Source organism: Coleofasciculus sp. E2-BRE-01, assembly GCF_040221695.1.
Taxonomy (GTDB): Bacteria; Cyanobacteriota; Cyanobacteriia; order Cyanobacteriales; family Coleofasciculaceae; genus Coleofasciculus.
In genome coordinates, this window is the sequence record NZ_JAVKEA010000143.1 from 23,599 (window position 1) to 47,191 (window position 23,593).

The window sequence follows — 23,593 nt, forward strand, 5'->3', positions numbered from 1 at the left end:
GACCTCTTGTCAGGTCATTGGTCATAGGCTACTATAATGAACTGCGAGAGCCTAAATTAACGGGTCTTAGCTATCAATCCATTGGAGCAGGGTTAACATGCTAGATGCTTTTTAGCGTTTAGAGGTTGAGTCAAAATCGATAACTTAATTGCTCCAACTGACTATTGATATTAACGCTAGAGTTCATTCATTCACATCAGTGAATATACTGAAACTCACAAATTCAACCAATTAAAGGGGAGCGACATAAAAAGGGATAAACATATTTTACGCTAATATACAGTGTCTTAAGCTCTTAGTTTCTTGTAAAAATCCCAAAAACAGTCAATCCAACTCACGGTCAATAGCAACGTTTGTCAGTCAATTGATGGACAAACAGGTTTCCTTTCTGTTGAACAATTCAATTCCATTTTGGGGTGCTACCTTCTGATGAAATCTTTAACGGCAACGTTAGGGGTCTATGATCGGTTCCTAACTACGCTTATTGCTGCATTATTCTTCACTGGGACTTCATCGGCTACTGCCCAAGAAATTAAAAATCAAGCTTCAGCGTCCGGTGATAATTTGCCAGGTTCAGGTGTTGTTAACTCTAACGAAACCTCTCTAGTGGCAGGTCAGGCGGCTCTAGAGCTGATTAAAACAGCCGATCGCGCTGCCGCAGAACCGGGAGATACGGTGGTGTACCGCCTCGCCCTGAGAAACAGCGGTGAAGCCCCTGCAAGTGATATTGTGGTGACGGATCGATCGCCCTTGGGTGTGCGATTTTTGCCGGAGTCACTGCAAGGTTCGATTACCACAGGCACTAATACAGAACCCGTAACATTACCCTCAGCAGAGCGGGATGGGCGCAATGTCGCGTTTACGTTTCCCCGCTTAGAACCCAATCAAACCCTCAATATTATCTATGCGGCGGTGATCACACCCGATGCGGTTCGGGGCGATGGTCGAAATGTTGCCCAAGAACGACGCAGTAATATCGCCAGCTTTTTGATGCGGATTCGACCGGGAATTTTATCCGATTGCGGCACCATCGTGGGGCGAGTGTTCGTGGATAAGAACTTTGATGGCGAACAGCAACCGGGAGAACCGGGAGTCCCGAATGCGGTGATTTACATGGATGATGGTAATCGGATTACCACGGATACCGATGGTTTGTTTTCATTAGCCAACGTTATCGCCGGAAATCGCAGTGGGACTCTGGATTTGAGCAGTTTGCCCGGATACAGCCTCGCTCCCAATCTCTATTTCATCGAAGGGAATAGTCAGTCTCGCTTGGTGCGACTTTCACCTGGAGGGATGGCGCGGATGAACTTTGCGGTGACACCGGCTTATGGGGAGGAGCAGTGATGAATAATACTCAGGATCAGAACCGTTGGGACGACTCGAGTCAAGCCAAACTACTGAGATTCACGCTTTATTTTTCGTTACTCAAAGGTATCGATGATTACGGTGTTCCCGGTAAAAGATGGTTGTCTTCGATATCTTTAGGGTTGCTGGTGATTTTGGTGGGGATTATTGGCATCATTCCGGTGGCGAAAGCCGATGAGGTGTCGCTAGAAGCAGAAACCGAGGGCTGGCAACTGGGGAAGGCAGAGGGCAGTGGTTCGACAGGCTCACCAATTGGGCAGAAGGCAGAAGGGATTGATACCAATGTTTTAAGCACCTCGAACTTACCTGATCCGCAGCACGAGTTAGCCATTCCCAGTGATGGGGTTCAGGAAGAATCCCAGTTGAGTGAAACACAAACGATAGAGCCTTCTCCCTCTAATCTTGTACCGTCTGAATCGGACAATTTCGCCAATACCCTGTCCGAAAGTATTGCCCAATCCCAGAGTAGTGAAGACTTTGGCAATATTGAACCTGCCCGGATGGAGTCGCCTTTAGCGCCTTTACCCAAGGTGATTCGGGATGAGGGAAATGAGGCACAGCAGAACCAATCTGTCGGGGCGGATTTGACGGATAACCTGTCTCAGGAAACCGATAACTTGACTCAACCCGCCCAGTTTGATCAATCTGTCGGGGCGGATTTAACGGATAACCTATCCCAGGAAACTGGGGAAGCAGAAACCGCCGAGTCGGAACTTGAAGCCTTCCAAGATGAATTCAGCCGCACGGCGCAACAAACCATTAATAATGGGTTGCAATTGGCTCCCGGTGAGATTCGCATTCTCAGTCCGGAACCCGGTACAATTGGCGATCGCACAACGGACTTGATGATTCAGTATCACAGCGATAGTCAGGTTCAGGTGACGATTAATCAACAACCTCTTTCTGCTCAAACCCGGACGACAATAGAACGGGATGAGACGCAAGCCATTGTTACCCAAATCTGGTATGGCGTCCCCCTCAAAAAAGGTGACAATACCATTACTGTTGCCCCAGATAACGGCACACCCGTTAGTCTAGAGCTTACCGTTGACCCTATAGCCGACCAAACCGACGTTCAAATTAGCCTCACCCCCGTCGGTGATCCGCGTGTTCCCGCTGATGCTCGCTCAACGATTACGATTGAAGGGAGTATCACCAGAGAAACCGGGGAACTGATTGAAGAAGATGCAGTTGTCACCCTCACCGCAGAAGCCGGGAAGTTTGTCGGCGCTGACTACGATGATGATCAACTCGGTTTTCAAGTGTTGGCGAAAAAAGGGCAATTTAGCGCCCGACTGCAATCCGGGTTAGACGCTCAAAAAGTGCGGATTCGGGCGGCGATTGAACGACTCGGTGTCCCCGACATCGAACAAATTACCCTAGAAGAGAGTACGCTGAGTGCTGCGATTCCCACCTTTTCCGAACCCATCCAAGCCTATACCCAAATCGAATTCGTCACCCACCTGCGCCCTTCCTTAGTCTCTGGGGTGATTAATTTGCGGATTGGGGAAGCGGGAACCAACTTTTGGGAAAGTCGCCGCGAGTTTCTCAATCCGGATTTGATTGATGATGGTCTAGAAGCTGACCTAGACAGTGCTATTTTTGCCACAGGTCGAATTGGGGAATGGTTATTCACGGGGGCATATAATAGCGATCGCCCGTTGAATGAAACCTGTGATGGGATTACCCGCCTATTTCGGGGACCCCAGTTCTGTGAGAACCAATACCCTGTGTATGGGGATAGTTCCACAGTAGACTATCTCACCCCCTCCAAAGACAGCGTATATCTACGCTTCGAGCGTTCCTCTCTGGTTCCTGGTGCAGAACCCGACTATGCGATGTGGGGGGATTATAATACCACCGAATTTACCCGTGCATCCCAGGAATTTACGGCTACAGCCAGGGCATTACACGGATTTAAAGGGAATTATAACCTGGGGAATCTGCAAGTTACTGCCCTATTTAGCCCCGATGTGGAAGGATTTCAACGGGATACCATTCTTCCTGATGGCACCAGTGGTTATTACTTCCTTTCTCGTCGCTTGCTGATTCCGGGAAGTGAAAATGTTTATATAGAAACCGAAGAACTGAATCGCCCCGGGACCGTGATCGAACGCAAAGCCCTCTATCGCGGTCCCGATTACGAAATTGATTATGACCGAGGCTCACTCCTGTTTCGGCGTCCGATGCGAGCCACAGAATTTGACCCTTTTGGTAATACCTTAGTGCGGCGAATTGTGGTGACTTATCAGTTTGAAGCGGATGACGACACTAATATCTATGGGGGACGGTTGCAATATAACTTCTCCCAAGATTTTCAACAAGAACGTTGGGTAGGAACCACCTATCTGCGGGAAAACCAAGGGTTACAAAACTTTGAACTTTATGGTGCGGACTTCTTAGTTTCCTTGGGGACGCAAGGACGGATTGTTGGCGAATATGGTCATTCCACGAATGAGTCTCCCTTCAGGGGATTGGTGACGGGAAATGCCTATCGGTTGGAAGCCGTCAGTGCCTTTTCAGATAGGATTCAAGGGCGGGCATATTACCGTTCCGTAGAAGAAGGGTTTGCCAATAACGCCACCACCAGTTTTACCCCCGGTCAAACTCGCTATGGCGCAAACGTAGCGGCACAATTGAGTGAAAATACTAATGTGCGAGTGAGTTTTGATCACGAAGATAACTTTGGTACCGCAGCGCGAGACCGCGATGTTGTCGAGTTTTTTGACCCCTTTAATGAGGATAATATCTTTAATCGAGCCAGTGAAGCTTTACCCGGTAGTCGGGTGGATAATAGTTTGACCACATTCCGGGCGGGGGTACAACAACAAATTGGCACATCTGACCTGAGTTTAGAATATGTCAACCGTTCACGGGAAGACAATTTGGGTGATACCTTTGATACGAATACCAGTCAATTGGTGTCTCGCCTGAATGTTCCCCTGAACGAGGTTTTCACCTTCCGGGCGCAAAACGAATTGAACCTGGATGATAGTGACCCCCTCTATCCCACCCGGACTACCGTGGGTTTAGATTGGGCGGTGGAACCGGGAGTAACGCTGCGACTGGCGCATCAGTTTTTCGATGGCGGACTCTTAGACGATAATTCGATTACCAGTCTGGAAACGATTACCCAATATCAGTTAGGTGAAAATACATCTATTTCCTCCCGATATTCGGTTATTGGTGGGATGAATGGCATGACTGGACAAGCGGCATTGGGACTTAAACACGGTATACTGCTAGCGCCGGGATTGCGGGTTAACTTGGGCTATGAACGCATTGCCGATGATATCTTTGAGTCTACCGCCGCAGGCGATCGCTTTTCTCAACCCTATGCTGTCGGTCAAAGTGCGGCGTCGTTGGGACTCACCGAACGTGATTCCTTTAGCGTTGGTGTGGAGTACACCGCCAATCCTGACTTTAAAGCCTCGGCGCGGTTGGAACATCGGGATAGTTCGGCTGGCGATAACACGGTAATTTCGGCGGCGGCGCTGGGTAAAGTTTCCCCCTCGTTAACCGCTTTGTTCCGTTACCAACAAGCGAGTGCAGCCAGTCAACTTTTAGAAGACTTAGATGATACATTGTCGGTCAAGTTGGGATTAGCCTACCGCAATCCGTTTGATGACCGTTTTAATGCCTTAATGCGATACGAATATCGCAAAAATCCGTCTACAATTCCGGATACATTACTCTTTGGCAGTGGCACAGGTTCCAATGATCACGTCTTCTCCGGTGAAGGGATTTATGCACCCAATTGGCGCTGGGAATTTTATGGGAAATTTGCCCTGCGTCGCAGTACCACCGATTTAGCTGACAATTTCAGCAATAGTAGCACCATTTATTTGGGACAGTCACGCATCACGTATCGATTGGGATACCGGATGGATTTAGCGGTAGAAGGGCGCTGGATTGGTCAACCCTCCGTCGATTTTGATGAATGGGGTTGGGCGCTAGAAACGGGGTACTATATCACTCCCGATTTACGAGTTGGGGTTGGCTATAGCTTCGGTAGCGTCGATGACCGAGATTTTACGGGGTATCGTTCCGAAGGGGGTCCTTATCTGAATGTCACCTTTAAAGTGAATGAACTCTTTGGTGGATTTGGACGGCAAAAAGTCGCCCCACCACCCCAGCAAGAGGAATCTCAAGTACAGCCCGTGGCGAATAATGAACCAACGGCAAATCCCACGAGTGAGGAGTGAGAAATGGTGTTAAATCAAAAAGATAGTTCAGAGTCATTTTTGCCCCGGCGACTAGAAGTCGCGGCTACACAAACAAAGTCCGCCTTCGCGGACTGGACGATAAAGGAGATAATCAACTCGGATGTCGTATTAGACGGACATACTATCACCCAGACAACGAACCAAGGACAACGGACAACGGACAAAAGACGGAGGAAAAAACTTCAATTTTCCTTGACCTTAGCGTTAGCAACTGTCTTAACATTGCCAACGTTAGCCACAGCCCAATCCCCGAATTTACGAGTGATTGTTAATAGCACTCAGGATAGTATTGCGCCCGATGAGTTTCTCACCTTACGGGAAGCGATTGAACTAACAAATGGTCAATTGACAGTTAATCAATTAAGTGATACCGAAAGAACGTTGGTTAGTTCCAGTGCTGAACAAGTCTCCCAAATTGAGTTTAATTTACCCCCGCAAGACACTACAATTTATCTGACTGAATTATTGCCCCCCTTGGCAAGTCCAGGACTCGTGGTGGATGGGACAACTCAACCGGGGTATGATCCGACAATCTCACCCACGGCGGAAATTGCGATTCCTCAACCCATTGTCACCATTACTCCGACACCCGGTCAGTCAATTTTGCGGGGATTAACCATTGTGGCAGATGGGGTCACGGTGCGAGGCTTAAGTATTTATGGGTTTAAAGCCGTAGACGAGACAACTTTAGCCACTCCTCCGGCGGATATTTTTATTTCCCATGCCTCACCGCCGCCGGATATTAGTCAGCAAGAAACCCCCAATTATCGGTTTCCTTTTTATCCTGAGAATGTTCCGCCAAAAGATGTGACCCTTGAGTTTAATTGGTTGGGAATTCCTCCGGATGGGGAAATGCCAGAAACCCGGTCAGCATTTGGGGTGTATGTGTTTAATAGTTTAGGCACAAGGGTTTACCGAAATCGGATTACTGACCATGATGGCAGTGCGATTATTACATCGGTTCAAGCGAATAATTTACAGGTGAGCGAAAATATTATTGTCGGGAATGGCATAGATGGAATGCCGGATGCGATTCGCTTGGAAGGGATAATTAATGACTCGGAAATTACCGGAAATTTAATTTGTGGCAATGATGGCAGTGGCGTGTATTTATTTAAACCGGAAGGGGCGGTACAAATTCGCGAAAACCAGATTATTTTTAATGGCAGACGCCTGCGACGGGCGGCGGTGTATTTGATGGGAAATAATCACCAAGTTAGGGAGAATCAAATCGCTTATCAACCGGGACCCGGTGTGGTGGTGACGGCGTATCCAGATAGCGATCGCAATGTGATTGAAACCAATCGATTTGCGGGGTTGGAAGGGTTAAGTATTGACCTGAACGCCCAGCAGCATGTGGAACCGATTCATTTCCAAGTCGGGGATGGTCATAATCCCCCCCGGACGACCAAGTACCAACGTCAGACTACAGGGAACAATGGGATAAATGCCCCTCAATTTGCCTCCGAAGAGTTGGTTCAGTTGGGGGATCAGCTAGAAGTATTGGGTCAAGCGGAACCCGGTTCCACGGTGGAACTCTATCGGGTGCGGGAAGCCGCCGAGAGTGTCTATGGTCCGTTGAGTGAACCGATTGGTAGTGCGATAACCGATGGGGAGGGTCAATTTAGCGTTACGCTGACGGGGTTACAGCCTGGAGAGACGATTAGTGCGATCGCGACTCACCCCCAAGACGGGACATCAGAACCCGCCCTGAATGCGGTAGTTAAGTCTTCAGATGGTACAATTCCGCCGAACCCAGAACCCTTACCCCCTGTGATTCCCCGATGTCTCACCCAAACGCCTCCTCCACCTCCCGCAGAATTCACGCCACCCGTTCAACAACCCTTGACGCTGCGGGTGCCTCGGAATGTGCATTTTGCCCTAGATCGTTCGGATATCTCGCCAGAGAGTGCGGCGGTATTGGATCAAGTGGCGGCGGTTCTCCAAGAGTATCCCTTCCTCACCATTGAACTACAAGGACACACTGACCCTCGCGCCAGTGTCGCCTACAACCAAGCCTTAGCCAGACGGCGGGCGTTATCGGTGCGGAATTATCTATTGCGTCAAGGAATCGATCCGGGACGAATGACGATTCGATCCTTCGGCGAAAGCCAGCGCCGGACAACGGGTAGCGGGGTGGTGGATTACGCACGCGATCGCCGGGTGGAAATTATTTTCCAGGATCTCAGAGGCTTGGAGATTATTTTTGAAGACCAAGAAACCGACTTACAAATTGAATCTCAAAGAGGTGACAGGTAATGATAATTTTAGTACGCCATTTGAGAGTCAATTGTCTACCCAGTGATACAAATGCTAAGACGTATCGTTTGACGCCTTAAGGAGTCTTGTACGTTATGGCTATTTTTGTGTCATTTACATTACCTATATTCTACTGTTGAAAAAAAGTGGTCATGAATAAATTTTGGGTTCATTTATTTGCACCGAAAAAAAAACGTGCTTTTTCTCGAAAAAAAAGCAAATATAATTCTTTAAAGCATCGCGTTAACCGATTTATCATTTTAACGATTACGGTAGCCTATTGGATAGCTAGTTTAGGTTACCCTAGTCCAGTCGTAGCCCAAACGCCTGGGAGTTTCATTTGTGATGGCACACTTTATATTAGTCAAGCCCGACAAGCACCAGATGATACGATATTAAATATATTGGATAGAAGCCCTGGTGTCTTTCAGCTAGTCGAACAAGGGGCTCGCCCTAATGTGAGATACAACGGAATGGGTTTCAACGTACAAGATAACTTTATTTATGGCATTGATCCAGACCAGGCATTGGCTCAAACAGTTTATCGAATTGGTCAAACTGGAGAAGCTGAAAACTTAGGACAACCAGTAGGTTTACCAACTCCAGCTGATGGTGGACGATTCTTTGCCGGTGATTTCAATGAAGATGGAACTTACTTTATTTATTCTGCTAGTCGAGGTGAACTCTATAGGTTGAATGTGACAACAACGCCTCCAACTGTCGTGGGTTCTGCTATCTCACTATCCACAGGTCCAGGTGTTGACTATGCGGACATTGCCTTTAACCCCACGAATGAACTTTTCTATGGTATTCGTACTGATAATAGAGAGCTATCTGAAATTAATCCAACGAATGGCAATGTCAGGGTTATCAGTACGGCACCAACACCCGGTGCAAATGAAAATCCTTTTGGAGCCGTTTTCTTTGATGCATTTGGTAACTTATTTGCCTATGAAAATGGCAACCCAAACACAGGACAAGAAGGGACTTTATATATCGTTGATGTTAATACTGGCGACTTCCAAGAACTTGGCAATGCTCAAGGAGTATCTAGAAATGATGGTGCGGCATGCGCCTTTGCACCACAACTGTTGAAAACTGTTGAACCCTCACCAGCTATGGCTGGAGACGTAGTAACCTATACCTATCGACTCGCTAACCGAACGGCTCTAGATCCCTTAGCAAATTTAACATTTGAAGACATAATGCCGAATGATGGGCGAACGTTTATCCCCGGTACTCCAGTCATTAGTCCGAATAATGTAGACGTAGACGATGTTAACATTAGTTCTGATAATCGAACGTTTACCATTACCGGATTAAGTATTCCCAATGGAACAATTGCCGAGATCACAGTTGACGTTCAGTTACCTGCAAATATCCCAGCAGGTCAAGTTTTAAACCAAGCTACAGTCGAAGGAATTCCAGTTGATTTTGGTGGACCTAATCTTCCATCTGACTTTCCCTTTACAGGAGGATTTCCTGACGAAACCCCATTGGACATTGTAGAAAGCCCTGCTATTGGTGTTGCTAAGGAGGTGGCGAATAATGTGGATAATGGGGATGGTACTCACACGGTTACGTATAACATTAAAGTCGATAACTTGGGCAATACGCCCCTAAACAATGTCTCTCTGACTGAAAACTTAGCAGATACCTTCAGTCAGGCTGAAGATTTTACCGTTGATGACATCAGTTTGGAAAGTGTTACGGATGGCAATTTAACGGTTAATCAAAATTTCAACGGCGAGGGCGACACGTCCTTACTCAATAACAGCCAAGCCCAAACTTTAGAAATCGATGGCACCGCCACGATTCAACTGGTGGTTACGGTTACCCCTGGTAATAACCTCGGTCCATTTGAAAATACGGTGGAAGCTACAGCAACCAGTCCCAGCGGAACTTCAGTCGATGACGAATCCGACAATGGGACAGAAACTGACCCCAACCCTGATGATGGCAATCCTGGTGGTGGACCAAACGAAGATGACCCTACTCCAGTTACATTCGGTGGTGGCGATAATCCTGCGATTGGTGTGGCGAAGAGTGTTGGTGCAACTACACCCTTAGGGGGAGGTCGCTTCCGTGTGACATATAACTTACTGGTCGAGAACCTAGGGGATGTCAGTTTGAGTAATGTGGAACTGGTGGAAGATCTCAACGACACCTTTGGCAGAGGCAATTTTACTGTCAGCCGTGTGACCAGTCCTACCTTGACAACAGACCCAAACTATGATGGAAGTAACAATATCAATCTGTTAGGGGCAGGCAACACTCTAGATGTAAGTGAAAGGGCAACGGTACAGTTAATTATTGAAGTCACGCCACCTGACCTGAACCAGGACTACGAAAACCAAGTTGAAGCCATTGGCACTCCACCAGACGGAACTCCGGTAAGCGACTTGTCAGATAATAATGTACCCACCGACGATCCCACTACTCTCCAGCCTGACCCTAATGGAAATAATCGTGCCGATGATCCTGGGGAAGATGAACCGACTCCCCTCAACTTTAGTGATCTTCCCGAAGACCCGGCGATTGGTGTTGCTAAGAACGTCGCGTCTATTTCCCGTGAAGGTGATACGTTCATCGTTACCTATGACATCGCTGTAGAGAATCTGGGAAATGTCACTTTGAGCAATGTGCAACTCACGGAAAATCTTAACGAGGTCTTTGAAAATTTAAATTTCTCTGTCAGTTCTTTAACCAGTCCCACCTTGACAGTCAACAATAACTACAACGGTGATACTGACATCAATTTGTTAACAGGGGACAACACGTTAGATGTGGGTGAAACCAACGATGTGCGGTTAGTCGTCAGGGTTTCCCAACCAGATCTCAGCCGTAACTACGAAAATCAAGTGGAAGGGACAGGTACATCACCAGATGGTAATTCCGTGAATGACTTGTCAGACAATGGTTTTCCCAGTGACCCAGATGGTGATGGTAATGCCAATGAGCCAGAGGAAAATGACCCGACTCCCATCAATTTCAATGAAGTCCCCGCGATTGGTGTTGCCAAAAATGCGATTTCCAACACACCCCTGGCGTCAGATCGCTTTCTCATTACCTATGAGTTGTTGGTCAAGAATGTGGGCAATGTTCCTCTGAGGGAGGTACAACTGGTAGAAAATCTCAATGACACATTTGGTGCAGGGAATTTCACCGTTGTCAATACAACTAGCCTCGACTTGACACTCAACCCAGACTATGACGGTAGCTCTAACATTAATCTGTTAGGGACGGGCAACAATTTGGATGTAGGAGAAACGGAAACGATGCAGTTAGTGGTGGATGTCACCCCACCCAATCTTAACCGTGACTATGAAAATCAAGTGCGAGCGACTGGTCTGTCTCCCAGTGGAACGTCAGTGGATGATTTTTCAGATGATGCAACCAATAACGGTATCCCCACTGATCCAGATAATATCAATGGTGATGGCAGTGCCAATGACCCTGAAGATGAGAATGATCCCACTACAGTCACCTTTACCAACACTCCCGAAAATCCGGGTATTGGTGTAGCGAAGAGCGTGGATACAGTGCAAGACAATGGTGATGGCACATTCACGATTCCTTACACTATTACTGTCGAAAATCTCGGCAATACCGAATTGACCGAGGTACAGGTGACAGAGAACCTATTTGGCAATAATCGGAGTACCTTTGCAGGAACTCAGAATGTTCAAATCGAGGAGCTTAGTGTCACCGGAGCGCTGAGTCAGGAGAATCCGAGTTTTGATGGCAACAACGACCAGAATCTGCTCTCTGGTACCGAAAGTCTACTTCCTGATCAAACGGCAACGATTACGTTAAATGTGACAGTGACTCCTGGTCGTAATTTTGGTCCCTTTGAAAACAGCGCTGTAGCGATAGGAAATCGTAATGGACGGATTGTGTCAGATGGTTCGATTCCAGGTACGAATCCTGACCCGAATGGTGATGGTAATCCCGGAAATGATAACCAACCTACAGTAGTTTCCTTTGGACAAGCGAACCTGCGTTTAGTCAAGCGGATAACGGAGGTGTTCAGAAATGGCGTTCCACTCAATGATGTAAATTTGGATCGCGTGGTCGATGACCAAAATGACCCCGATGATAACGTTGGTGGCTGGTCTGCACTTCCCAATGGACTGCTGGGAGTGTTCAACTTAGGCACAGAAGTATCACTCCAGAGTGGCGATGAAGTTGAGTACACGATTTATTTCTTGTCCGATGGTGGACCTGTGGTCAATGATGTTCAAATTTGTGACGCGATTCCAGCACAGACAACGTTTGTGCCAGATAGTATTGAGTTGAATGAAGAATCTCTGAGTGATAATGAAGATGAGGATGACGGAACTTTCTTCAGAATGTTAAGACCTGTCAATGATTATCCTGCTTGTCCCAATCCCGACAATCCCAATGGATCAGTGTTCGTTAATGTGGGAGATGTACCCAGTACAGCCCCGAATAACGTTGGGTTTGTCCGCTTCCGCGTCACCATTGATTAGATAAAGGCGGCGGGAGGATGTTAATCTCATCTGGATTAACATCCTCATGAAACGGCGCTTCTAAGGAGCTAAAGCGCCTACTACGAACGAACAGGTTGTGTCCCTACTGGCTCAATTGGTGTCAATCGAGTTCATCTGGATTAACTCCTAACTCCCGCAACCGCGCCGCCAATCGTTCGGCTCGTTCTTCGGCGAGGGAGCCCGTTGGTTTGCCGCGATCGCGTCTTCTTCAGGAAGGGGAATTAAGTCTCCTTGACTCGTAAACCAGCGCAACCACAACCGCTCAATTCCTTGATAACATCCCTGCCATAATCCTAAACTTAATCCCAACGGAGGAATCAGCAAACATCCATTGGTCAGTTCTGCCGATTCATAAGCACCAGCCACCCAACGAAATGCTTGCAGTTCATTGGTATAGCGACTAAAAATAAAATAATAAGGAACTCGCAGAATCTGTTCGTATACCTGCCACTTAGTCTGAGGTTTCCCCGCTTGACGAATGGTTCGACCCAAATCATCATCTTCTGTCCCTGGAGATAATAATTCCACCACCACAAACGGACTAACCAATTCTTGCCACAACACATAACTTAAACGCAGGTCATGACCTTCATAGAGTCGAGACACACCAACCACCGCAAACCAATCCGGGCGTTTGTACCAGTTGGGATGATGTAAATCATAATAGAGATTAATGTCAACACCCACAAAAATCTCCTCTGGATTCCAGTTAACTGGCTGAAACGTTTGTCGCAATAGGTGCGGCTGTAAGCTATGAAATTCGTCAGGCAATCCGGGTTCCTCCAAGTGTTCACTCGGTAAATCATACATCGTCGGTAAGGTGTGCCGAGGGGAAAGGGGTGGGTCAGTTTGAGCAGGAAGACGAACCATAGCTATTTTAGGGTTTAGAGTTTAGTACAGGTGATATCTGTAGAGACGCGACATTTCGTGTCCCTACTAGGCTAACGAAAATCCCTATAAACGCTGACGATAACACACCGCTTTATCGACTTGCACCCGTTCAAAGGAGTCATCTAAATTTAAGGTAGTTTCCCCACCCCCTAAAAATAAATAACCGTCCGGTGCGAGAATTGACCGGATTTTTTCTAATACGGCTTTTTTGACAGGTAAATCAAAATAAATCAAAACATTGCGTAAAAAAATAATATCAAATTTATGGAATTGGGTAAATGAATGGGTTACTAAATTAAGTTGCTGAAATCCAATGCGGCGGCGTATTTTATCACAAATTTGCCACTGGTTACCTAGATTTTGAAAGTATTTATTTAACAAGGACAGGGGAAGTCCCCGTGTCACTTCAAGCTGACTGTAGAGTCCGGCTTTGGCACGGTTGAGGATCTCATTGGAGAGATCGGTGGCAATTAATTGGAGTTTCCAGTTCGCCAGTTCGGGAAACTCTTCGTGTAGTAACATGGCAATGCTATAGGGTTCTTGACCACTCGAACAAGCCGCACACCAAATATTTAAGGTTCGTTGCGTTCGCCGTTTGGCTAGGAGTTCGGGCAGAATGACGTTGGCAAGGGCGTCAAAGGGATAGCGATCGCGGAAAAAGGAGGTCTCCGTCAGCAGCATTCCCTCAACCACCTGGACATGGCGTTGATTAAAGGGTTGCGTTTGCAGATTGGCAATCATGTCCCCTAGAGAACTAAATCCCATTTGCGTCGCCAGAGGGGTTAAGCGTAACTCGGCTAAATAGGCTTTATCTGCATCCAGAACCATGGCGGAATGATGGCGTACTAATTGGCGTAAATAGTTAAAATCTTGATGATGTATTGGCATTGTTTTAAGGTTTTATTGTTAGGTAGGGGCGGGTTTTACGATTAACGTTTTTGACCTCACAACAGATGTGACTAAACCCGCCCTGACTTAGGCGAAGAGGGCGACCCGAGTTAATTGAGTGGACTGGTGTTGTTCAATGTGAAAAGCGGGTCGCCCCTACAGGTTTCGTGATGCTATGTTCATTTGTGTGAATCTCTTAAGGAATTTCAACAAACCAGTTGGATAATTTCATCGGCGATTTGGTCTAGGGGTAAAATATTATTAGCTAAACCTGCTTGGGCGACAGATTTGGGCATTCCCCACACCACACTACTGGCTTCATCCTGAACCAGAATATGTCCCCCGGCGTCGCGGATATGGTGACATCCTTGCAAGCCATCTTGTCCCATACCCGTCAACACCACCGCGATCGCACTCCCTGGAAATGTCTTAGCAACGGATCGAAATAACACATCTACCGCCGGACGACAGGAATGTTCGGGAGGGGCTTGGTGTAAACTCAGGTGTACCGTTTTTCCCCGACGCACGACAATTCCATGGAAATCTCCCGGCGTAATCCACGCATGACCCGGACGCAGTTCAGCGCCCTCATAGCCCTCAGCGACAGAGATGTGACATTGATGGGTTAAGCGTTCGGCTAAACGTTTGCTAAATAGGGGAGGGATATGTTGCACGATGACAATGGGTAGGGGAAAATCGGCGGGAAATCGGGATAAAAGCGTGGCTAGTGCATTGGGTCCCCCCGTAGACACACCGATCGCCACAACTTGGGCTTTGGCGAGTTTCAGGGTAGGGGTTGGGCTGGGGAGGCGCGATCGCGCGATCGGTGTATTGTCAGATACGCCTAAACTATCGGCACAAAAGACTTTAATTTTAGGAATTAATTCGCGTTTTAAATAATCGGAAACTGCCTCACCTGTTCCCAATTTTGTTGGTTTAGTGACATAATCCTGAGCGCCGAGAGAAAGGGCTTCTAACGTGGCTGATGCGCCGCGTTCGGTGAAGGCACTAAACATAATCACGGGTAAATTTGGATAACTCTGACGAATAGCCGTTAATGTTTGCAAGCCATCCATTTCTGGCATCTCTAAATCTAGGATGATTAAGTCAGGGTGCAGGTGAGGAATTTTGGAGAGGGCAATTTGACCATTGGCGGCAATTCCAACTACATCTAAAAAAGGGTCTTGAGAGAGGATTTCACTGAGTTTTTGACGCACAATTACCGAGTCGTCAACGATAAGCAGGCGAATTTTACGCATTATGGTGCAGGGGAGATGGGGAAGCAGGGGAAGCAGGGGAAGCAGGGGGAGCAGGGGGAGCAGGGGGAGCAGTGAGATATCGACATTAGTATCTCCAAAGATGAAGCCTGATTAATATCCTTATGGACAGATAAAAACCCCTATCTTTGACCCTATCTGTGACGAGAAGAAATGGGCTAAAAGAGGTGCGGGGCGGGTTTAGTCACATTTAGGTGAGGTAAGAAACGATAGTCGTAAAACCATCCGTGTCACCAATAGTCGTAAAACCCGCCCCTACACAATCAAAACATCCCCTTCACTAATTAATACTTGAACTGATTCACCAGGGCTTGTAATTCCGACGCGAGTTCAGCAAGTTCCGCCGCCGATTTCAATGTGTTACTAGCGAGGGCGGTGGTTTTTTGAGCCGCGTCCGCGACATTGTTGATATTTTGGGGAATTTGGGAGGTACTTTGGGCGGCTTCGGCGACATTGCGAGCCATTTCATTCGTCGTAGCGGTTTGTTCTTCTACCGCACTGGCGATTGTGTTTTGGAAGTCGTTGATTTGATTAATAATTGTGGTAATTTGACTAATCGCTTCAACGGAACTTTTGGTGTCACCTTGAATCGCTTCGATTTTTTGGCTAATGTCTTCCGTCGCTTTAGCAGTTTGTTTCGCCAGTTCCTTCACTTCATTGGCAACAACGGCAAATCCTTTCCCCGCTTCCCCAGCCCGGGCGGCTTCAATTGTTGCATTAAGAGCCAGGAGATTAGTTTGTTGGGCAATGGAGGTAATTACCTTAATCACATTACCAATTTCTGCGCTACTTTGACCCAGTTTGGTAATCGTTTGGTTAGTGCTTTCGGTCATATTAACCGCCGTTGTTGCGACTCGCGCTGCATCAGCCGCACTTTTGGCAATTTCTTTAATACTGGCGCTCATTTCTTCTACCCCAGTCGCTACCACTTGAGCATTGCGGTTGACTTCTTCGGCATAAGCTGACGCAGTTTGGGCTTGTCCAGAGGTATGTACGGCGTTTTCATTGAGTTGTTGACTCACCAGGTTCATGTCTTCCGAAGCTTGAGCAACAGCGGTAGCAACGGAGGCAATTTTACCGACCGATTCGGTTAATTGGCTTGCCATGCGATTGACATTATCGGTCAGTTGTTTGAAGTCCCCTGTGGTTTTGGCAGTAACCTTTTGGGAGAGATCACCTTGAGCAATGGCTGAGGTTAATTGGGTAATATTTTCAACTTCTTCCTTGAGATTTGCCGCCATCTGGTTAATGTTTTCGGTTAAGTCTTTCCAGATTCCGGTAGCACTTTCCACAACAGCGCGACTACTCAGGTTTCCTTCGACACTAATTAAGCGGGCGACTCGGTTTTTCTCATTCGTATATGCCTCGATGTTATCCCGCAGCGTATTAATCGTGGTACTCAGGCTTAAGAGATCACCCTTTAACGGCTGATTGTCAATCTCTAGAGGCATTTTACAGGACAAATCACCAGCCGCGATCGCCTTCAGTGCATCCTGGGCGGCGAGGGTGGGTTGGGCGAGGGTGTGGATGATGGTATTAATCGCGGTGGTTGTTGTTGCCCATCCTCCTTTTAAATAGGGGGGTGGAGATACAGGTTCAGCCCCATATAACCAGCGCCCAGCATAATTTTCCCAATCCTTTAATACGGTGGTTTGCTGTTGGCGTCCCAGTCGTTCGGTGAGTTTACCCTCTTGAGTAACCTGTTTACTAACTCGGACAATTTCATGGATAACGGTTTGGTTAACCCCCATCCATTCATTGAAAACTTGAGCAATTTCACCCCAGCCGTTTTCCTCAGTGAGTCGGGCATTAAAGTTACCATCTCTGGCACTTTTTAGGGCTTGGAGGAGTTCAGAAAAATTTTCTGGGGATAACAGGATTCCCTCAATTTCATGATTTTGCTGGGAAACAGTCGGGGTGGCTTTTGGTTCAGATACCATGGTTTCACTGTGATGATGTTCATTGCTTCCATTAGTCTCTTGATTTTGGAAAAAGACCAAGCGTCCAGGTTTGCTGAGTTTATCGAGGTTCATGGCTTCTCCTAATTTGTGAATTCCTTTGAGATGGTCGAGGTTCATTATTTTTTGTCCTTTGTCATTGGTCATTCGTTAAGGAATGAGTTTGACGTTTCTGTATTCTTTAGCCCTTGACTTGCTGACGTACATAGTCTTTAATTCCGTAGCGTCGGCTTCAAAACGGTGAGTTCAACCACTTTTTCTGTATCGAGAATTAGCAGAAGTTGATCAGCAAGTTTATACGCACCACGAATTAATTGTCGTGCGTTTCCTCGTAAGGTTTCTGGGGATTTCTCAAAGCCATCATCGGAAATTTCTAACACTTCTCCCACATCATCGACTAGCAAACTAATCACCTCATCAGCCGTTCGCACAACCACATTGAGAGGGAGGTGTTCGCTATCTTCATCCAGTTGTGTTTCAATGGGTATCTTAGTGACATCCTGATCTAACTCCAGAAATTGACGTAAATCTACAGCCGGAACAATCTGACTCCGTAGGTTAATTAAACCCCGCACGGCTGGCGGTGCTAAGGGAACGGGGGTAATCGACTGATAGCGAATAACTTCTTGCACGTTTTCCACTTCTAGCCCTAAGAAGAAATGGTCGAGAAAAAAGGTACAAAATTGATGGAATTGAGCCATGATGAGGGAAGTATTTATAATGACATAAGAAGAATGACGAATGACGAATGACGAATGACATTAAATCGCTTCAATGTCCAAAATTTCGGTAACTTGACCCTGAATAACCGCGATCGCCTGCACCCCTGGACGAGTGGCTTCACCTGTGATACAAAGGTCTTCCATGACGATATCCACCATGCGTTGAACCATTAATCCAACTTGGCGTCCATTTTGACAAGCAACGACGACAACTTGCAGCGGATCAGCGTCTAATACGGCTGTTTTTGGATTAGCAGCGCTAAAGCGCTGACTACTAACAAAAGATACATTGGCAAAATTAACCAGGTAGAGAATTTGGTCGCGATACTGAATTACCTGGCGATCGCCCACTTGTTCGATCGCGGTTTTAGGAAATTCTTCTAAGCGCACTACCCGCGATAAAGGAATCGCCATGCGGCTATTATCCAAGGCTTCAAATAACAGTAACATTTGCACGGTTTCGATAGTGGATTGAGAGGACATTTCTTGCTGAATTAAGGCATTTTTTTGTTCATCTGAAAGCACCCCCGCCCGTGATGCTAGACTAAATACATCTAAAATTAATGCCACTTTTCCATCTCCTAAAATTGTGGCTCCGGCAAAACAAGGAGTTTCTTTTAGTAGTTTACCTAAGGGTTTAACGACAATTTCTTGAGTATCATTAATCGCATCAACGACTAAGCCAAACGTAAAATCATCGACTTGCAGAACCACGATATTCAGCATGGTTTCCGATTGCAAATGGGCGGGTTCCGGGTTCCATTCTGTGAGTTCAAGTTCCCGGTTTAAATACACCAGGGGTAATAATTTGCCCCGCAACCGATATACAGGGGCTTTGTGGACATATTCGATCCCGTGATCCGCTTGTTCTCCCTGCAAACGGACTAATTCTAAAAGGCTGGTTTGAGGAATCGCATAGCGATCGCCGCCACTGGTGACAATTAAGGCGGGAATAATTGCCAAGGTTAAGGGAATTTTTAGTTTAAATGTTGTTCCTAAGCCGAGTTGAGTGTGAACGTCTACCGTACCGCCAACCTTTTCTACATCGGTTTTTACTACATCCATTCCCACTCCCCGCCCGGATAAGCGCGTCACGCAGTTGGCGGTAGAAAAACCGGGAAGGAAGATTAAATTTAGGGCGTCGGTATCACTTAAGCGATTGGCTTGATTCGGCGTAATTAAGCCTAAACTTAACGCTTTTTGTTTGAGACGTTCTGAATCAATTCCCGCCCCATCATCCGAAATTTCAATGGTTACATACCCACTTTCATGGAAGGCTTGCAGACGTAATCGCCCGGTGGCGGATTTCCCCTGAGTTTGACGCATTTCTGGGGATTCAATCCCATGATCCACACAATTACGGAGTAGATGGGTTAATGGATCTTTAATCGCCTCAATAATCGTTTTATCCAGTTCCGTCTCTTCTCCCTCTATCTCCAATTGCACTTGTTTTTTTGTCGCGATCGCCACATCCCGAACCACCCTGGGAAACTTGCGCGTAATTGTACTAATCGGCTGCATTCGGGTTTTCATGACCCCTTCTTGCAACTCTGTTGTCAGTCGGTTTAATTGCTGGGAGGTGGTCACAAAGGCGGTTTCATCTTGCAGCGTGGAAAATTGTTTAATCTGATTGCGAACTAACACCAATTCCCCCACCAAATTCATCAACTTATCCAAAAGATTGATATCGACTCGGATTGACTGTACTGTATTTGGAGTTGTCAACGCCGACATCAACTCCTCGCGATCGCAGGGAAGTTTTGACCCTTCAGGATTTGTCGGGGCGGGTTTAGGGATTTCCTTTTGGCTATTAATGGTAACGTTGGTACAAAACCCGCCCTCATCTCCCGTATCTCTAGATTGCAGTTGAGTTAATGTCTGAATTAAGCCAGAATAGTTAACATCGCCTTCTTGTCCGATCGCTTCTATCTGGGCGCAGATTTGCTGCATGGCGTCTAAGAGTTGCAGCAAGCTGCTGGTAATCTCTGCATTTAGCTGCAATTGTCCATCTCGCAGACAACTGAGTAAATTTTCACCACTGTGGGTTAGGGCTTCTAGGGTGGGAAACGCCATGAAGCCGCAGTTTCCTTTAATTGTATGTAAGGAACGATAAATTCCTTCGAGTAAATCTTGATGGGTCGGATTTTTCTCTAATGTGACCAGATCCGTCTCAATCTGGCTAATATTCTCATAACTTTCTACCAAAAAGGCTTTGATGTCTTCATCCATGATGGTTGAGTAATGGCTTATATAGTGTTTTCATTTGAGATGTGAAACTCACGATAGTGGATAAAGGCAATAGCAGAAGAAAGATACGTCTGTGTTTCGCCACTAAACCGAGTCTATCGTGGCGCAGGGAACGCTGCTATCGGTGATACCACCCAACTTGAGAAGCCTAGATTAGAAAGATCCGTGATTTCACCGAATGACATTCTCGGACATGGATTAGACAATAAAAGACAAGGATGAAACAGTTTTGATGAGTAGGGGCGGGTTTCACCATTATCGTGTTTTTTCACCCTTATGTTACTAAACCCGCCCTGATCAACGGTGCAGATTCGTTGAGAGTTGGGTTTCGTACCTCAACCCAACCTACTTGCTAGACAATAAAAGACGAGGAGATACAGGATAAGGGATGAGGGCGAGTCGATAAACGTTATCGGTTTTCCTATGAACCGTAGTCCAGCGACTCGCCTTTACATTGGATACTTATCTATTCGTCATTCCCTTTTTTATAGGGAAAAAAAGAATTCTCTTACTCCCCTCTCTCCAGCTTGGGAGAGGGGCTGGGCGTGAGGGCTGTAGCTTACCTTTAACCAACTGTTTAACTGAAAAAACTGTAACCCAAATAGAGGAAAATTATGGCATTAATTCTAATCGTTGATGACGCCGCATTTACCCGACGGATGATCCGGAAAACCCTTGTCGCCGATGGACATGAAACCCTAGAAGCCACCAACGGACAAGAAGGATTGGACATGGCGATCGCACATCAACCTGACTGTATCTTAACCGATATGCTGATGCCCGTTATGGATGGCTTTCAACTCCTCGCCGCCTTGCGCGATCGCCAAATTAATACCCCCGTCATTGTGATCACCGCAGACATTCAAGAAAATGTGCGCCAGCGTTGTCGTGAGTTAGGCGGATCAGGCTTTATTAATAAACCCCCCAAAGAAGCCGAATTACGTCGCGTTATTGGTGAAATCTTAGCTTGTCCCCAGGAGACTGTATGAACTTAACTCCCGATCAAATTGATGCGATCCAAGAAATCGTTAATATTGGTGTAGGTCGGGCAGCTAGCGTCCTGAATGAAATGCTGGAAGCCCCGATTCGCCTCCAAGTTCCCTATATTAAAATTGGGTCGCCTCTGGATTTTCAATCTGAAATGGAAACTCGCCTCGGTGGGGAACAAGTCGCAGCGGTTCGCCAAGACTTCTCTGGATCATTTACGGGTTTAGCGGAGTTAGTTTTTCCCACCGATAGTGCTTCGATTCTCGCCGCTGTTCTCACGGGTGAAGAATTAGGAACCCCGGATTTAGACGCTGTTCGCATTGGTACGTTAAGTGAGATTGGCAATATCTTAATTAATAGTGTGATTGGGTCAATTAGTAACGTCCTCAATCAACGTCTCGATTATGCCATTCCCAGCTACATCGAGGATACTGTCGAAAACTTAATCAACGTTGGCGACAATCAGCAGGAGAATACCATCCTGTTAGCCCAAACCCAATTTTTTATCGAACAACTTCAGATTCGCGGTGATATTATCCTCGTCTTTGAAGTCGGTTCCTTCGATGTGTTGCTGGACGCGATCGCGATGCTAATCACTGTGTAATCTGAGTCATGTTCTTGAACAATAACGAATGACCAATGACCAATGACCAATGACCATTTAATCCGTCCATGCATGCATGAGATAGAAATCGCTGCTGAAAAATTTGGCATTCTTGACCAAATGCCTTTGGGTGTCTGTATTCTCCGATCCGATTTCGTGGTCTTATTCTGGAATCGCTGTTTGGAGGATTGGACACACCTATCCAGAGGTCAAGTTTTAGGTCACAAAATCAGTGACTATTTTGGGGATTTGAATCACCCCCGGTATGAAATGCGGCTTAAGTCCATCTTTTCCGGGGGACCTCCGACCATTTTTTCCGCCCAACTTCATCCTCATTTTATTCCCGCCTATTTACCCGATGGACAACGGCGAATTCAGCGTACCACTGTCACCGCCATACCCGCCTTAACCGAGGGAGACTACTACGCCCTTTTATCCATTCAAGATGTTACCGAACTCAGCCAACAAGTTCAAGACTATCGAAAAATGCGCGATCGCGCTTTAGCAGAAGTCCAAGAACGACAACGCGCTGAAGCGGCTTTACGTTCCCAAGAAGAACAATTACAAGCAGTTTTTGATGCAGTTCCTGGCTTTGTATCCTGGGTGAATTCGGATTTGCGATATCTGGGGGTTAATCGTCATCTTGCTGATACCTTTAGCTTGACTCCTGATCATTTTATTGGTCAAGATGTTGGCTTTATGAAAGCGAGTCCCAGCTTTGCTGACTTTATGCGTCAATTTATTGCCAGTCCCGAACCAGCCGCTAGTCAAGTGATTGAAGCTTACGTCAATGATACCACCCGGAGTTACTTAATTGTTGCCCAAAAATACCAACAAGGACATGCAGCGGTTTCGGTGGGAATTGATATTACCGATCGCAAGCAAGCGGAAGAAGAGGTTCGCAAAGCTTTAGCCAAAGAAAAAGAACTCAGCGAACTCAAATCCCGCTTTGTTACCATGACCTCTCATGAGTTTCGCACCCCCCTGACTACTATTTTAAGTTCGGCTGAATTACTCGAACATTATGGTCATAAATGGACACCGGATAAAAAGCTGACTCATATCCGTCGCATTCAAGGAACGGTTAAACATTTAGTCCAAGTTTTAGAAGATGTGACTCTGATTGGCAAAGCCGAAGCCGGAAAACTTCAGTTGCAGCCAGTTCCTCTGGATTTAGTTGAATTTTGCCACGGCTTGATTGAGGAGTTACAGTTGAGTTTAGGACAGCACCATTCTCTGGTATTTACCCATCAATGCCCTAACCTTAATGTCTGCATGGATGAGAAGCTGTTGCGGCATATTCTGACGAATTTAATCTCGAATGCGATTAAGTATTCTCCCAATTGTGGAATCGTTACCGTGAACCTCGTCTGTCAGGATTCATCCGCCATATTTCAAATTAAAGACCAAGGGATTGGGATTCCCTTGGCGGATCAAGAAAAACTCTTTGAGGCGTTTCATCGGGCGCAAAATGTGGGGAATATTTCGGGAACGGGATTGGGGTTGGCGATTGTTAAACGGGCGGTTGATTTACAAGGGGGTGAGATTACGGTAAACAGTCAAGTGGGAGAAGGAACTATGTTTACGGTTACATTGCCTTTATCGGTATAGATTGAATAATTTATTTATAAAATAATGAATTAGTTATCGGT

General features: G+C 46.6%; 12 protein-coding genes and 1 pseudogene. 7 read left to right on the top strand and 6 right to left on the bottom strand.

Features of this window, described 5'->3' with window-relative positions; genetic code table 11:
* Positions 1 to 429 precede the first annotated feature (429 nt).
* From RIG66_RS17460 to RIG66_RS17475, 4 genes are all read left to right on the top strand, one after another.
* Complete coding sequence (locus RIG66_RS17460) at positions 430 to 1,347, top strand: hypothetical protein (RefSeq protein WP_446380039.1); 918 nt, start codon at positions 430 to 432, stop codon at positions 1,345 to 1,347.
* Complete coding sequence (locus RIG66_RS17465) at positions 1,347 to 5,573, top strand: hypothetical protein (RefSeq protein WP_446380040.1); 4,227 nt, start codon at positions 1,347 to 1,349, stop codon at positions 5,571 to 5,573. Before RIG66_RS17460 ends, RIG66_RS17465 begins: the two co-directional genes overlap by 1 nt.
* 3 nt (positions 5,574 to 5,576) lie before the next feature.
* A complete protein-coding gene (locus RIG66_RS17470) occupies positions 5,577 to 7,853 on the top strand; it encodes an OmpA family protein (RefSeq protein ID WP_446380041.1) in 2,277 nt (758 codons plus the stop codon).
* 152 nt (positions 7,854 to 8,005) lie between these two features.
* Positions 8,006 to 12,346 (top strand): DUF6923 family protein, encoded by a 4,341-nt coding sequence (locus RIG66_RS17475; RefSeq protein ID WP_446380042.1) that lies wholly within the window; start codon positions 8,006 to 8,008, stop codon positions 12,344 to 12,346.
* 121 nt (positions 12,347 to 12,467) lie between these two features.
* On the opposite strand, the pseudogene RIG66_RS17480 reads toward RIG66_RS17475, so the two are convergent.
* From RIG66_RS17480 to RIG66_RS17505, 6 genes and pseudogenes are all read right to left on the bottom strand, one after another.
* A pseudogene (locus tag RIG66_RS17480) lies at positions 12,468 to 13,237 on the bottom strand (Uma2 family endonuclease).
* Positions 13,238 to 13,321: 84 nt separating this feature from the next.
* On the bottom strand, positions 13,322 to 14,146 hold the full coding sequence (locus tag RIG66_RS17485) for a CheR family methyltransferase (RefSeq protein WP_446380043.1): 825 nt from the start codon (positions 14,144 to 14,146) through the stop codon (positions 13,322 to 13,324).
* 206 nt (positions 14,147 to 14,352) lie between these two features.
* Positions 14,353 to 15,405 carry a protein-glutamate methylesterase/protein-glutamine glutaminase gene (locus tag RIG66_RS17490; protein WP_446380044.1) on the bottom strand — a complete coding sequence of 351 codons (1,053 nt, stop codon included), beginning with the start codon at positions 15,403 to 15,405 and terminating at the stop codon, positions 14,353 to 14,355.
* A 302-nt stretch (positions 15,406 to 15,707) separates the two neighbouring features.
* Complete coding sequence (locus RIG66_RS17495) at positions 15,708 to 17,528, bottom strand: methyl-accepting chemotaxis protein (RefSeq protein WP_446380045.1); 1,821 nt, start codon at positions 17,526 to 17,528, stop codon at positions 15,708 to 15,710.
* A 65-nt stretch (positions 17,529 to 17,593) separates the two neighbouring features.
* Positions 17,594 to 18,082: a chemotaxis protein CheW gene (locus tag RIG66_RS17500; RefSeq protein ID WP_446380046.1), complete on the bottom strand. Its 489-nt coding sequence runs from the start codon at positions 18,080 to 18,082 to the stop codon at positions 17,594 to 17,596.
* Positions 18,083 to 18,142: 60 nt separating this feature from the next.
* On the bottom strand, positions 18,143 to 20,332 hold the full coding sequence (locus RIG66_RS17505; RefSeq protein ID WP_446380047.1) for a chemotaxis protein CheA: 2,190 nt from the start codon (positions 20,330 to 20,332) through the stop codon (positions 18,143 to 18,145).
* A 632-nt stretch (positions 20,333 to 20,964) separates the two neighbouring features.
* Here RIG66_RS17505 and RIG66_RS17510 point away from each other — a divergent pair.
* Genes RIG66_RS17510 through RIG66_RS17520 form a run of 3 tightly spaced genes read left to right on the top strand, consistent with a single transcriptional unit; the run spans position 20,965 to position 23,552 of the window.
* Entirely contained in the window at positions 20,965 to 21,339 is a 375-nt protein-coding gene (locus tag RIG66_RS17510; protein ID WP_446380048.1) for a response regulator, read from the top strand.
* A complete protein-coding gene (locus RIG66_RS17515) occupies positions 21,336 to 21,941 on the top strand; it encodes a chemotaxis protein CheC (RefSeq protein WP_446380049.1) in 606 nt (201 codons plus the stop codon). Before RIG66_RS17510 ends, RIG66_RS17515 begins: the two co-directional genes overlap by 4 nt.
* Before the next feature lie 42 nt (positions 21,942 to 21,983).
* Positions 21,984 to 23,552: a PAS domain-containing sensor histidine kinase gene (locus RIG66_RS17520; RefSeq protein WP_446380050.1), complete on the top strand. Its 1,569-nt coding sequence runs from the start codon at positions 21,984 to 21,986 to the stop codon at positions 23,550 to 23,552.
* The last annotated feature ends 41 nt before the right edge of the window (positions 23,553 to 23,593 follow it).

Excerpts from the sequence above, each read along its gene's own strand:
- RIG66_RS17510 (WP_446380048.1), top strand. The coding sequence starts at position 20,965 with ATGGCATTAATTCTAATCGTTGATGACGCCGCATTTACCCGACGGATG.
- RIG66_RS17490 (WP_446380044.1), bottom strand. The coding sequence starts at position 15,405 with ATGCGTAAAATTCGCCTGCTTATCGTTGACGACTCGGTAATTGTGCGT.
- RIG66_RS17495 (WP_446380045.1), bottom strand. The coding sequence starts at position 17,528 with ATGACCAATGACAAAGGACAAAAAATAATGAACCTCGACCATCTCAAA.
- RIG66_RS17475 (WP_446380042.1), top strand. The coding sequence starts at position 8,006 with ATGAATAAATTTTGGGTTCATTTATTTGCACCGAAAAAAAAACGTGCT.
- RIG66_RS17515 (WP_446380049.1), top strand. The coding sequence starts at position 21,336 with ATGAACTTAACTCCCGATCAAATTGATGCGATCCAAGAAATCGTTAAT.
- RIG66_RS17520 (WP_446380050.1), top strand. The coding sequence starts at position 21,984 with ATGACCAATGACCATTTAATCCGTCCATGCATGCATGAGATAGAAATC.
- RIG66_RS17465 (WP_446380040.1), top strand. The coding sequence starts at position 1,347 with ATGAATAATACTCAGGATCAGAACCGTTGGGACGACTCGAGTCAAGCC.
- RIG66_RS17505 (WP_446380047.1), bottom strand. The coding sequence starts at position 20,332 with ATGGATGAAGACATCAAAGCCTTTTTGGTAGAAAGTTATGAGAATATT.
- RIG66_RS17485 (WP_446380043.1), bottom strand. The coding sequence starts at position 14,146 with ATGCCAATACATCATCAAGATTTTAACTATTTACGCCAATTAGTACGC.
- RIG66_RS17460 (WP_446380039.1), top strand. The coding sequence starts at position 430 with ATGAAATCTTTAACGGCAACGTTAGGGGTCTATGATCGGTTCCTAACT.
- RIG66_RS17470 (WP_446380041.1), top strand. The coding sequence starts at position 5,577 with ATGGTGTTAAATCAAAAAGATAGTTCAGAGTCATTTTTGCCCCGGCGA.
- RIG66_RS17500 (WP_446380046.1), bottom strand. The coding sequence starts at position 18,082 with ATGGCTCAATTCCATCAATTTTGTACCTTTTTTCTCGACCATTTCTTC.